The sequence below is a fragment of the Herbiconiux sp. genome, from assembly GCF_023264895.1.
Taxonomy (GTDB): Bacteria; Actinomycetota; Actinomycetes; order Actinomycetales; family Microbacteriaceae; genus Herbiconiux.
Map to the genome: position 1 here is coordinate 1 of NZ_JAHFUY010000117.1, position 11,644 is coordinate 11,644.

The 11,644-nt window shown below is 72.0% G+C and carries 8 protein-coding genes and 2 pseudogenes; 6 read left to right on the top strand and 4 right to left on the bottom strand.

Going from position 1 to position 11,644, the window contains the following annotated elements:
- The first annotated feature begins 175 nt into the window (after nt 1-175).
- The 5 genes from Q0D57_RS17540 (at nt 176) to Q0D57_RS17560 (ending at nt 5,343) form a co-directional block, all read left to right on the top strand.
- Complete coding sequence (locus tag Q0D57_RS17540; protein WP_291046473.1) at nt 176-1,327, top strand: glycosyltransferase family 1 protein; 1,152 nt, start codon at nt 176-178, stop codon at nt 1,325-1,327.
- Nucleotides 1,324-2,190: a glycosyltransferase family 2 protein gene (locus tag Q0D57_RS17545; RefSeq protein WP_291046475.1), complete on the top strand. Its 867-nt coding sequence runs from the start codon at nt 1,324-1,326 to the stop codon at nt 2,188-2,190. Before Q0D57_RS17540 ends, Q0D57_RS17545 begins: the two co-directional genes overlap by 4 nt.
- Nucleotides 2,191-2,272: 82 nt before the next feature.
- Nucleotides 2,273-3,595 carry a glycosyltransferase gene (locus Q0D57_RS17550; protein WP_291046477.1) on the top strand — a complete coding sequence of 441 codons (1,323 nt, stop codon included), beginning with the start codon at nt 2,273-2,275 and terminating at the stop codon, nt 3,593-3,595.
- Between the two features lies 1 nt (nt 3,596).
- Entirely contained in the window at nt 3,597-4,544 is a 948-nt protein-coding gene (locus tag Q0D57_RS17555) for an NAD-dependent epimerase/dehydratase family protein (protein WP_291046479.1), read from the top strand.
- A 4-nt stretch (nt 4,545-4,548) separates the two neighbouring features.
- Complete coding sequence (locus tag Q0D57_RS17560) at nt 4,549-5,343, top strand: hypothetical protein (protein WP_291046481.1); 795 nt, start codon at nt 4,549-4,551, stop codon at nt 5,341-5,343.
- On the opposite strand, the gene Q0D57_RS17565 is transcribed toward Q0D57_RS17560, so the two are convergent.
- The 4 genes and pseudogenes from Q0D57_RS17565 to rfbC all read right to left on the bottom strand — a co-directional run bounded on the left by Q0D57_RS17565 (nt 5,324) and on the right by rfbC (nt 11,117).
- Nucleotides 5,324-7,018: a cell wall-binding repeat-containing protein gene (locus Q0D57_RS17565; protein ID WP_291046483.1), complete on the bottom strand. Its 1,695-nt coding sequence runs from the start codon at nt 7,016-7,018 to the stop codon at nt 5,324-5,326. The genes Q0D57_RS17560 and Q0D57_RS17565 overlap by 20 nt on opposite strands.
- A 117-nt stretch (nt 7,019-7,135) precedes the next feature.
- Nucleotides 7,136-9,556 carry a cell wall-binding repeat-containing protein gene (locus tag Q0D57_RS17570; RefSeq protein WP_291046485.1) on the bottom strand — a complete coding sequence of 807 codons (2,421 nt, stop codon included), beginning with the start codon at nt 9,554-9,556 and terminating at the stop codon, nt 7,136-7,138.
- Nucleotides 9,557-9,632: 76 nt separating this feature from the next.
- Nucleotides 9,633-10,504, bottom strand: a pseudogene (rfbA, locus tag Q0D57_RS17575) (glucose-1-phosphate thymidylyltransferase RfbA).
- A 1-nt stretch (nt 10,505) separates the two neighbouring features.
- The gene (gene rfbC / locus Q0D57_RS17580) at nt 10,506-11,117 is read right to left on the bottom strand and encodes a dTDP-4-dehydrorhamnose 3,5-epimerase (RefSeq protein ID WP_291046486.1); all 612 of its coding nucleotides are present in this window, start codon (nt 11,115-11,117) and stop codon (nt 10,506-10,508) included.
- A gap of 165 nt (nt 11,118-11,282) precedes the next feature.
- On the opposite strand from rfbC, the pseudogene Q0D57_RS17585 reads away from it, so the two are divergent.
- Nucleotides 11,283-11,644 (top strand): annotated as a pseudogene (locus Q0D57_RS17585) (hypothetical protein); the annotation flags it as partial.

The following is an 11,644-nucleotide window of genomic DNA, read 5'->3' on the forward strand; positions in this document are numbered from 1 at the left end:
CGCTCGCTCGGCGCCGCGCTCCGCCGCCTCCCCGCCGCTCTCGGCGAGCGCCGCCGCCTCGACCGCTCGGCCGTGGTGCCGCGGGCCGCGGTGGCCGCGCTGCTCGTCGACGAGTGAGCCGCGTGCCCACGGGTATGATCGAGGTTGCTCGAAATCGGCCTCAGAAGGACTATCGGTGAGCCCCCAGATACCCGTTCTCTTCGACGCGACCTCGCTGCCGCCGAACTGGGGCGGCGTCGCGCGCTACATCCAGGGCGTGCTCGGCGGCCTCGGCGAGCTGGGCGTCTCGATCCACGTCGTGGCGAAGCCCCGCGATCTGCGACGGCTCCGCGAGGCGGCTCCCGGGCACGACTACCACTCGGCGCCCGCCTCCATCGCGGCGCGACCGGCCCGCTTCGCCTGGGAGCAGGTGGGCCTGCCCCGCCTCGCGCGGCGCCTCGGCGTCCGCGTCATCCACTCGCCGCACTACACGCTGCCGCTCGTCGCCGGCGGCCCGGCCTCCGTGGTCACGCTGCACGACGCGACCTTCTTCACCGACCCCGAGGTGCACTCACGCCTCAAGCGCACGTTCTTCACGTGGTGGACGAAGCGGGCCGCGAGGCGGGCCGCAGCCCTCCTCACGCCGAGCCGCGCCACGGCCGACGCCGTCCGCGCGAGCGTGCGCTCCCCCCGGGGCGAGCTCTTCGTGGCCTACCTGGGTGTCGACACCGCCGTCTTCGGCGTGCCCCGACCGGATGCCGTCACGGCGTTCGCGCGCGAGCACGGCCTCGACGAGTCGCTCGGCTGGATCGGCTTCCTCGGCACGATCGAGCCGCGCAAGAACGTGCCTGCGCTGCTCGAGGCCCACGCGGCCCTGCGGGCCTCGAGCTCCGCGCCCGTGCCGCCGCTCGTGCTCTCGGGCTCGCGGGGCTGGGACGAAGAGGCCGCGCAGCGGCTCGACGCCCTCACGCCCGCCGACGGTGTGATCGAGGCCGGCTACCTCCCGCTCGACGAGCTGCCCGCGTTCCTCGGCGGGGCTCGCGTGGTGGCCTACCCGAGTCTCGGCGAGGGCTTCGGCCTGCCTGTGCTCGAGGCCATGGCGTGCGGAGCTGCGGTGCTCACCACCCGGCGGCTCTCCATCCCCGAGGTCGGCGGCGACGCCGTGGCCTACTCCGAGCCCGACGCCGACTCGCTCGCGGGCGCGCTCGACGAGCTGCTCGCCGACGCTCCCCGCCGGGCCGAGCTCGGTGCGGCCGCCGCCCGGCGCGCCGAGGACTTCACCTGGGCCGCGTGCGCCCAGGTGCATCTCGACGCCTACGCGGCCGCGGGGGCGGTGGTGCTCGCGTGAGCGCCCGGATCGCCGTGGTGACGGTGAGCTTCGACTCCGCGACGGTGCTGGGGCCGTTCCTCGCCTCGGTCGCTCCCGCGGCCACGGCCGCCGAGGTCTCGGTCTGGATCGCCGACAACAAGCCGGAGTCTCCCGGGCGCCCCCGCATCGAGGCTCTCGCCGCCGAGCACGGAGCGCACTACCTGCCCATGAGCGGCAACCTCGGCTACGGGCACGCGGTCAACACGGTCGTGGCCCAGCTGCCAGAGGGCATCGACCACGTGCTCGTCTCGAACCCCGACGTCGTGCTCGGCCCCGGGTCGCTCGACACCCTCGCGGACACCCTCGGCGAGTTCGACGACGTCGGCGCCGTGGGCCCCAAGATCGTGGAGCGCGACGGCAGCGCCTACCCGTCGGCCAGGGCGGTCCCCTCCATCCGCAACGGCATCGGGCACGCGCTCTTCTCGTCGGTGTGGCCGACCAACCCGTGGACCCGCTCCTACCGCATCGCCGTGGGCTCGGAGCCCGTGCGCCGCGACGCCGGCTGGCTGTCGGGCGCCTGCTTCCTCATCCGCCGCCGGGCGTTCGACCAGCTCGGCGGCTTCGACACCGGCTACTTCATGTACTTCGAGGACGTCGATCTGGGCTACCGCCTCGGCACCCACGGCTGGCGGAACCTCTACGAGCCGGCTGCCGAGGTGCTGCACACCGGGGCGCACTCGACGACGGGCGGGGAGTCGGCCCGCATGCTCGCGGCCCATCACGACAGCGCCAAGCGCTTCCTCGGCAAGAAGTACGCGGGCCCCCTTCTCTGGCCCGTGCGCACCGCCCTCTCGGCGGGCCTGAGCGTGCGATCCAGGATCGTCGCCCGGCGCGCCCGATGAGCCTCCGCCCAGGCCGCGCCGGTAGTCTGGATGTCCGCGACGCCGACCGACCCGGGGCGACGCCGCCCGGCGGAAGGAGCCTGTGACCGTGGAGTACGAACGGCCCCCCGTGATCGACGACCGGCAGCGCGACCTCTACGACGAGATCGTGGCCGGGCAGCACACGGACGGCCACGCCGGACGCATCGCCTTCGCGGTCTCGACCGACGACCTCGACGCCGGCCGTGGCGACCTGTTCGTGGCCCTGGGGCTCGCCAAGTACCTCGCGCGCCTCGGCTGGGGCGTGCGGCTCTGGCCGATGTCGCAGTGGGGGGAGCGCCTCGACGGCGTCGACGCCGTCATCTCGATGCTCGAGTCGTTCGTGCCGGGCCTGGTGCCGGCGCACGCCGCGCGCATCGCGTGGGTGCGCAACTGGACCGAGACCTGGCTCGAGCAGCCCTTCCTCCGCGAGTTCGACGCCGTCTGGTCCTCCTCCTCGGCCTCGGCCGAGGTTCTCGCCGCGGCCTACGGGCGTGCCGTCGACGTGGTGCCGATCGCGGCCGACGCCGAGCTCTTCTCCCCCACCGAGGGCCGGCGCGGCCTCAGCGTGGTCAGCTCGGTCAACCACTGGGGAACACCGCGGCGCATCCACTCGGTGCTCGGCGACCTCGGTGCCCGGGTGGATGTCACCCTGTTCGGCGAGCAGGGCGACGGCGCGGCCGTGAGCCACGTGGCGCACGCCGGGCGGATCAGCTACTTCGGGCTGCCCGACGTCTACCGCCGCAGCCTCGTGGTGCTCGACGACGTCATCGACCAGGCCGCCGTCTACGGCAACCAGAACAGCCGGCTGTTCGAGTCGATCTCGGCGGGCGCCCTGCCGGTGACCAACACGCGCGCCGGTCTCGACGAGCTCGGTCTCGGTGCGGTGCCGACCTACTCGGGCGCCGAGGACCTCGTCGAGGTCGTCGAGCGGTTCGGCCACGACCGCGACGCCTTCACCGCGCGCACCGACGAGCTCTCGGCGGTCGTGCGCGAACGGCACACCTTCGAGGTGCGCGCCGCCGAGACCGAGCCGCTCATCCGCGCCGCGATCGGGCGGGCCCAGGATCGCGCCGAGCCGTCGTACCTTCTGGCCGCGCTCTCCGAAGAGCGCGCGAGCAAGATCTTCACCTCCACCATCTCCGACCTCCGGCAGGTCGAGATCGATCGCCGCGACCGCCGCATCAACGACCTCGAGCGTGCCGTGGAAGCCGCCGAGCGTCGCATCGAACGACTGAACTCCGTGCTCTTCGACGCCTCGCAGGAGCTCGAGGCGCAGCGCAACCGCAAGATCAACCGGGTCGAGCGCACGGTGCGAGACAGCGCGAGCACCGCGCTCGCCCTCCCACGCCGGGTGCGGGGCGCCCTGTCGCGCTGGAGCGGCTGACGTGCGGGTCGTCATCACGGGCGGCGCGGGCTTCATCGGCACCAACCTCTGCCGCGCGTTCAGCGAGGCTCCCGCCGGCGCCGAACGCCCCGAGCTCGTGGTGCTCGACGACTTCTCGGCCTCCCACCCGTCGCGACTGGCCGGGCTGCCGGTGCGGGTCATCCGGGGCTCGGTGCTCGACCCGGACGCGCTGAAGCGCGCCACCGAGGGTGCCGACGCCGTCGTGCACCTCGCGGCCGTGGCCTCGGTGCAGGAGTCGATCGAGAACCCGCTGCACGTGCACGAGGTCAACGTCACCGGCACCGTCGCCGTGCTCGAGGCGGCTCGTCAAGCCGGCGCCCGGCACGTGGTGGTGGCGTCGTCCTCCTCGGTCTACGGCAGCTCCGACGCCCTGCCCAAGCGGGAGGACATGCTGCCGCGCACCGAGAGCCCCTACGCCGCGGGAAAGCTCGCCGCCGAGAGCTATGCGCTCACCTGGCAGCGCGCCTACGGCCTGCCGGTGCTCGCGCTGCGCTTCTTCAACGTGTTCGGCCCGCACCAGCAGCCCGGCACGGCCTACCCCGCGGTGGTGCCCGCGTTCCTCGACGCGGCCCTGGCGGGCCGCCCGCTCGAGGTGCACGGCACCGGCGAGCAGTCGCGCGACTTCACCTACGTGGCCTCGGTCTGCGAGGTCATCGCCGATGCCGTCCGCCGCGGCGTCGCATCCGATGCGCCGGTCGACCTCGGGTTCGGCGAGCGCACGAGCCTCGTCGAGCTCATCGCTCTGATCGAGGCCGCGATCGGCCACCCCCTCGAACGAAGGCACACCGAGGCCCGCCCGGGCGACGTGCTGCACTCCCAGGCCGAGGGCGCCAGGCTCGCCGAGCTCTTCCCCGAGCTCCGGCCCGTGCCGCTCGCCGAAGGCCTCGACGCGACCCTCCGGTGGCTCCGCGAAGCCTCGGTAGAATGATCGGATGCCCCTCCTCGCTCCACTAGAACGGGCCGCGAAATCCCTGATCCGCCGGCGCCTGCTGGCCGGCCGCTTCCGCTCCACCGACTTCGTGCACCGCCCGGCCGACGGCACCGAGGTCGCCGTGCTGATGTGCCTCTGGAACCGCCCGGAACGACTCGTCCCCATGCTCGACCTGCTCGACGGGCAGACGGATGCGCCGCCCGTCGCCGTGCACCTCTGGAACAACAACAAGGCCGACCACGCGTTCTACCTGGAGCAGCTCCGCGACTGGCGCCCCTCGGGGGCCGTGCAGTCCGTACGCATCGTCAGGACGCCCTACAACCTCGGTTCCATCGCCCGCTTCTACTGGGCCAGGGTGCTCGCGAAGGTCTCCACGCAGCCGATCATCGTGATCGACGACGACGAGGACATCGAGCCCACCTTCGTCTCCACGGCCCTCGCCGTGCACGAGCCCCGCACCGTACACGGCTGGTGGGCGTTCACCGTGGCCTCCGACGACTACTTCGACCGCCAGCCCGCCGTGGTGGGCGGGCCCGTCGACCACCTGGGCCCCGGCGGGTCGATCTGCAGCTCCGACCTCTTCCTCGACGACGAGTTCTTCACCGCGCTCCCCCAGCGCTACTGGATGCTCGACGACCTGTGGTTCACCCACTTCGCCCGCTCGCGCGGCTACGCCCTCGCGAAGCTCCCCGTGGAGATCGAGTTCGTGCTGCACGAGACCAACCAGCACTGGTCGCTCGGCGACCTCAAGCGGGAGTTCTACCGCTACCTGCAGGTCACCAGCCGCACGCCGTGAGGTTCTGCACCGCGGCGTTCATGGAGTTCGGCCCGCCGATCAGCACGACGTCGCTCACCCCGAGGCTGCGGAGCGCCCCGATCACCTGACGTGGCACGCAGTCGGTCGGCACCACGAAGAGCGGCGCGCCCTCGCGGCCCGAGAGCGCGGAGCCCGAGAGGGCGTCCGGGAACGTCGTGCCCGTGGCCAGGTAGGCCTTGGTGGCCGAGGTGTAGGCGGCGAGGTTGATGTTCGCGGCCGCCTCGTAGCGGTTGCCGCCCGAGATCCGCTCCACGGGCGCGACCATCTGCAGCGAGGTCTGCACGCCGCCGGAGACGGAGTTCGGGCCGCCCGCGATCGTGATGCGCTGGACGCGCAGCCCGGTGAGGGTCGCGTTCGTGGGAGCATCCGTGCCCCCGGCCGTGCCGTTCACGAGCAGCACAGGGCTCTTCGTGTGACCGCCCGCTCCCCCGGCGGCGAGGGCGTCGGGGAAATTGAGGCCCGTCGCCACGTAGGCGCGGGCGGCGCCGGGCGCCGTGAACGCGTAGTCCACGATGGCCCGGGAGGCGGCGAAGCGATCCGGCCCCGAGAGCCGCACGACCTCGGGGGCGAGCTGGCGCATCCGGTCCTCCACGGCCTGCGAGATCGAGGCGGTTCCGCCCACGATCACGATGCGCTGCGGCGCGAGCGACTGGATCTCGGCGTCGACGGCGGGCGGCACGGAGTCGGAGCGGGTGAGGAGGAGGGGCGCGTTCTGGACCGCCGCCGCCGGGCCCGCCGAAAGGGCATCGGGGTAGTTGGCGCCGGTGGCGAGGTAGACCACGGAGGCGCGGTCCGGGAACCCCTGCTGAGCGATCGCGACCGAGACGGAGTAGCGGTCGGGCCCGCTCACCCTGGCCACCGCGAACGGGGTCGTCACCTGGGGGGTCGATCCGCTCGTCATCGACGCGGTGACGTAGCCGGGCCGGGATCCGGTGACCGTCACCGACACCTGCTTGCCCACCGTCGTCTGGTCGGGCAGGAAGGTCGTTCCCGTGGCCCCGGGGACCGGCTGGTTCGAGACGTTCCACTGGTAGGCGAGCGAGACCTGACCAGGCCCCCACGTGCCGGTCGACACCGTGAGCGTGCCGCCGACCTCGGCGAGGCCGCCGATGGTGGGGGTGGGGGTCGGGCCGAGCGGCAGCGGCTGGGGCTGAGGCGCCGTGTCTCCCGCGTAGCCGCCGAAGATCTGCACCCACATCGCGCCCTTGGCGGTGTTCACGTAGCCGATGCCGATGCGGGTGAAGGAACCGGAGAGGATGTTGGCGCGGTGGCCGGGCGAGTTCATCCAGCCGTCCATCACCTCGTCGGCCGTGCGGTAGCCGTAGGCGATGTTCTCGCCGTTGGCGTTCCAGCCCGGGGGCATGCGCGAGGCGCGCCACTCGCGGCTGCTGTGGGTGAGCGGGTTCTCGAGCGTGCCCATCCACGCCGCCCACTCCTCGGCCGCGGCTTCGATCGTGGCGTCGCGGGAGAGCTGCGGCAGGCTCGCGTTCACCCGGTGGGCGTTGACCAGCGCGAGGACCCTGTCCTCCTCCGCCGCAGCGTGAGCCGCCGGAGCGGGCCCTGCCGCGACCGACCCGATGGGCATGACGAGGGCCGCCACGGCGATGACCACCGCGTACACCCAGTACGGCACAACTCGTGTGCTGCGACTCATGACATCTCCCCGACGGATAGACAGAAGCGACCAGCACGCTCAGGCTACACGGAGGAGTGTTTCAGGGATATGTCGAGTTTCACCGGGCTGCTACGGGGGAACCACCGAGGTGACGTGTCAGAAGCTGCACGCCGAGAGCGAGCCCACGGAGGCGTTCAGCGAGTTCGGGCCGCCGAGCAGCACCACCTTCGTGGCCTTGAGCGTCGCGATGTCGTCGATCACGCCGCGGGGCACGCAGTCCGTGGGCACCATGTAGAGCGGCGCCTTGCCCTTGGCCGCGAGCACGCCGCCGGCCAGCGCATCGGGGTAGTTGAAGCCCGTCGCAAGGTAGACCACCGAGCTCGCCGAGTAGGCGGCGCGGTTGATGGCGAGGGAGGCCGTGAAGCGATCGGTGCCGGAGAGGCGCTCGACCGCGGCCGGGATCTGGTCGCGGAGCGCCGTCCCCACGCCGGGCGAGACCGAGTTGGGCCCTCCCGCGATCGTGATCCTCGAGGTCTGGAGGGTGCGGAAGTGCGAGATCGTGGCCGCATCGGCCGTCGCCGTGGGGCCGTAGACGAGGGTGATGGGCACGCCCGCCGAACCCGCCGCCGAACCCGCCGAGAGGGCGTCCGGGAAGTTCGTGCCGGTCGCCACGTAGCTGCGCGCAGCCGTGCCGAACGCGTACCGGGCCACCGCGCGCGAGGCCTCGTAGCGGTCGGAGCCCGAGATGCGGTCGACCGTCGCGGCGAGCGGGCGGAGCTCGGCGACGACGGCGTCGGAGACCGAGACCGGCCCGCCCACCACCACGATCGTCGCGGGCTTCAGTCGCCTGATCTCGGCCGCCACCTCGGGCAGCAGCCGCTCGGTGGGGGTCAAGAGGAGCGGTGCGTTGCCCTTGACCGCGGCGGGCACGGCGCTCAGGGCATCCGGGTAGTTCGCGCCCGTGGCGAGGTAGACCGTGGGTGCGGTGCTGCCGGCCGGGTAGGCGCGCTGGGAGATGGTGAGGGCCACCGTGTAGCGGTTGACGCCGTCGACGCGCTCCACGGCCGGCCGGGCGCGCAGCTGGTAGCTGTCCGAGATGACCGACGACGACGAGAACGAGCCCCAGCGCCCCGCCACCGTGAAGGTGTGCCGCCCCGTCTGCAGCGCGGCCGGGATCGGCAGCGACCAGTCACCGGATGCGTTCGGCGTGACGTAGTAGGCGTTGCTGTCGATCGTCACGAGCACGCGGTGGCGGGGGCCGGCCCCCGGCAGGGTCCCCCGGATCGTGTCGCCCACGAACGACGGGCGCACGACGGTGGGCGTGTTCACCGCCACCGAGAGCTCCCAGTCGGGAACGGTGTTCGAGACGCTCTTGGTGCCGTTGGACGTGATCATCGGGAAGAACGCGGTGATGGCATCCGGCTGGTTGCTGCACGAGTCGGTGAAGGTGCCGGCCGTGCCGAGGCCGAACGCCGCGGAGCCGATGAGCGCCGACGACCCGCTGTCGCCCGGGAGCATGCAGACGTCGGTGAGGGTGAGGTTGACGTACTGCGGCGTGCCCGAGCGGTTGTAGACGGGGTAGGACTCGTTCATGACGAGGATGGTGCCGCAGGTCCAGCCGGTCGTGCGGCCCGACTTGCAGACGGGCGAGCCGACGACTCCGGTGGCCATGTCGGTGACGGTCACGGGGTTGCCGTCGGTGAGGGCGCCCTGGGAGCCGCCCCAGGTGCCGACCTTCTTCGTGGGGGTCCACTCGTCGGAGACGCCGACGACGCCCACGTCGGAGCCGCCGCCGAAGCGGAAGAGCGACTCGATGGGCGCGCCGATGATCGAGCCGCGCGAGGGGGCCGACCCCGCCCGGGCCTGCTTCGACTCGTAGTAGTAGGTGCCGCTCTGACGGTCGGGCTCGATGCAGTGCCCCGAGGTGATGAACTGCACCTGCGGATACGGTCCGTAGCGGCCCACGAAGCCGGTCGAGCAGACGTGGGTGGCTCCGGCGGCGAGGAACTGGAACGCCTGGCCGCCGAGGAGGTCGGCCATCGCCTCGAGGCGCACGCCGGAGTAGTCCGGCACGGTGGGGGCGCCGAGCTCGGCCGTGGCGCCGGTGCTCTCGACGAGGGCGGCTGCCTCGTCGTCGGCGACGTTCACCACGAGCTGCGTGCCGTCGAGGCGCGATCCCAGAACGTCGACGCGGCTCGAGAGGGCCTCGACCACGACGCCCGCCTGCAGGGCGGCGTCGGTGCGCGCCAGGTACTCCTCGGGCGTGGCCTCGAGGTCGCGCGCCACGGCCTCGCCGAGGTCGGCGGGCAGCTCGGCGGCCCTGGCCGCGAAGTCGGCAGGAGCGGGAGCGGTGAAGCGCGGCAGCTCGGTGGTGGCCGGGTCGGGCGCGACGACCTCCGGCTCGACCTCGGGGTCGATCTGCTCGGGGGTGGGCTCGGCGGTCGAGGGGGTCTCGGCGGCCGGCGCCTCCGCGGGCACCGGCGGCTCGATCGTCTCGGCCGACACGGCTCCGGCGGTGCCGAGCACGCCGGCGATCACGAGCATGGTCACCGCGAGGGTCGAGATCCTGTTGCGCACCTCACCACGGTACGGCCACGGGTGTCGTGCAGGGCGCAGCCGGTCCAGCGCGTCGAAGACGCCGGAGCGCCTCCGGTCAGGACTGGGAGTCGGCGATCAGCGTCTCGAGGTAGGAGCCGTAGCCGCTCTTCACGAGCGGGGCCGCGAGCTTGGCGAGCTGCGGAGTGTCGATCCAGCCGGCGCGCCAGGCGATCTCCTCGATGCAGCCGATCTTGAAGCCCTGACGGTCTTCGATCACGCGCACGTACTCCGAGGCTGCATCATCGACTCGAAGGTCCCCGTGTCGAGCCAGGCCGTACCCCGGTCGAGCACCTGCACCTGCAGGTCGCCGCGCTCGAGGTAGCGCTCGTTGACCGTGGAGATCTCGAGCTCGCCGCGAGCGGAGGGCTCGATCGACTTCGCGATCTCCACTACGTCGTTGTCGTAGAAGTAGAGGCCGGGGACGGCGTAGTTCGACTTCGGCTCGGCCGGCTTCTCCTCGATCGAGAGCGCCTTGAAGTCGTCGTCGAACTCGACCACGCCGTAGGCGCGGGGCTCGGCCACGTGGTAGGCGAAGATCCGGGCGCCCTCGATCTCGCCGTTGGCGCGGAGCGAGGAACCCAGGCCCACGCCGTGGAAGATGTTGTCGCCGAGCACGAGGGCCACCGACTCGTCGCCGATGAACTCCTCGCCGATGATGAACGCCTGGGCGAGACCGTCGGGCGAGGGCTGCACCGCGTACTCGAGACGGATGCCGAGCTCGCTGCCGTCGCCCAGCAGCGCCCGGAACTGCTCGTTGTACTCCGGGGTCGTGATGATGAGGATCTCGTTGATGCCCGCCATCATGAGCGTCGAGAGGGGGTAGTAGACCATCGGCTTGTCGTAGATGGGCATGAGCTGCTTCGAGATGCCCTTGGTGATCGGCCAGAGCCGCGTGCCGGAGCCGCCCGCCAGGATGATTCCGCGCATGTCAGCGGCCCTTCTCGTTGAGCGAGGCGTAGAACGCCTTCGCCTCGTCCCAGGTGGGGAGGAGGCCCGAGGCGGCGGCCTCGGAGAGGCTCGGCGCGTCGGTGTCCTTCGGCGACAGCAGCAGCTCGCCCGCCGCCGCGGGGAACACCAGGGCGACCTCCTCGTCGAGGGGGTTGATGCCGTGCTCGCGCTCGGCGGCGAAGGTGCTCGTGACGAGGTAGGAGACCGTGGCGTCGTCGGTGAGCGCCACGAAGGCGTGGCCGAGGCCCTCGGCGAGGTAGATGCCCTTGCGGTCCTTGTCGTCGAGCAGCACCGAGTCCCACTGCCCGAAGGTGGGCGAGCCCACCCGGATGTCGATCACGAAGTCGAGCACGGCGCCGTGGGTGGCCGTGACGTACTTGGCCTGCGACGGCGGGATGTCGGCGAAGTGGATGCCGCGCACGACACCGCGCTTGGAGACGCTCGTGTTCGCCTGCGCGAGGTCGATCGAATGCCCGATCTCGGCCTCGAGCTTGTCGAAGCGGTACCACTCGAGGAAGACGCCCCGGTCGTCGCCGAACTGCTTCGGCGTGATCTCGTAGCTGTCTGGGATGCTCAGTTCGCGGAATTGCACCCTGCGAGTGTAGCCAATCGCGGGCTTCACCGCTGTGGGACGCTCGTCTCAACACCCGTCGATTTGGAGGAGTACCCTGTCGATCGACCATAATCATTGAATCTGACGCTCGTGCCGCGTTCCCTGCGCGGCCAGACTCAGGAAGCTACGGATAGGCGCGAAGCGATGGACCCGGAGGAGACAGGCGTGCTCGCGCTCGTGCTCGAGCCGGGTCCCGACGCCGTCGCCCGGGCCAACGCGGCGGCCCGCTCCCTCGAGCCGGGCCGGCATCTCCTGGTGCTGCGGGCGGGGGCCGAGCCCGCGCCGGGTGCCGTCGCCACCATGCTCGAGGCGCTCGAGGCGGGCGAGCGGCACGCCGCCGTCGTGCCGCGCAGCGACGAGGCGGGGCCCGGCGTCATCCCCCGCGCGCTCCGCGACCCGGCCTCAGCGGCCGACCCCGAGCGGTCACGACTTGTCTTCGATGAGGTCTCTCCCGACCTGCCGACGTTCTCCATCACCCCGTCGGCCACCGACCTCGCCCTCCTGGT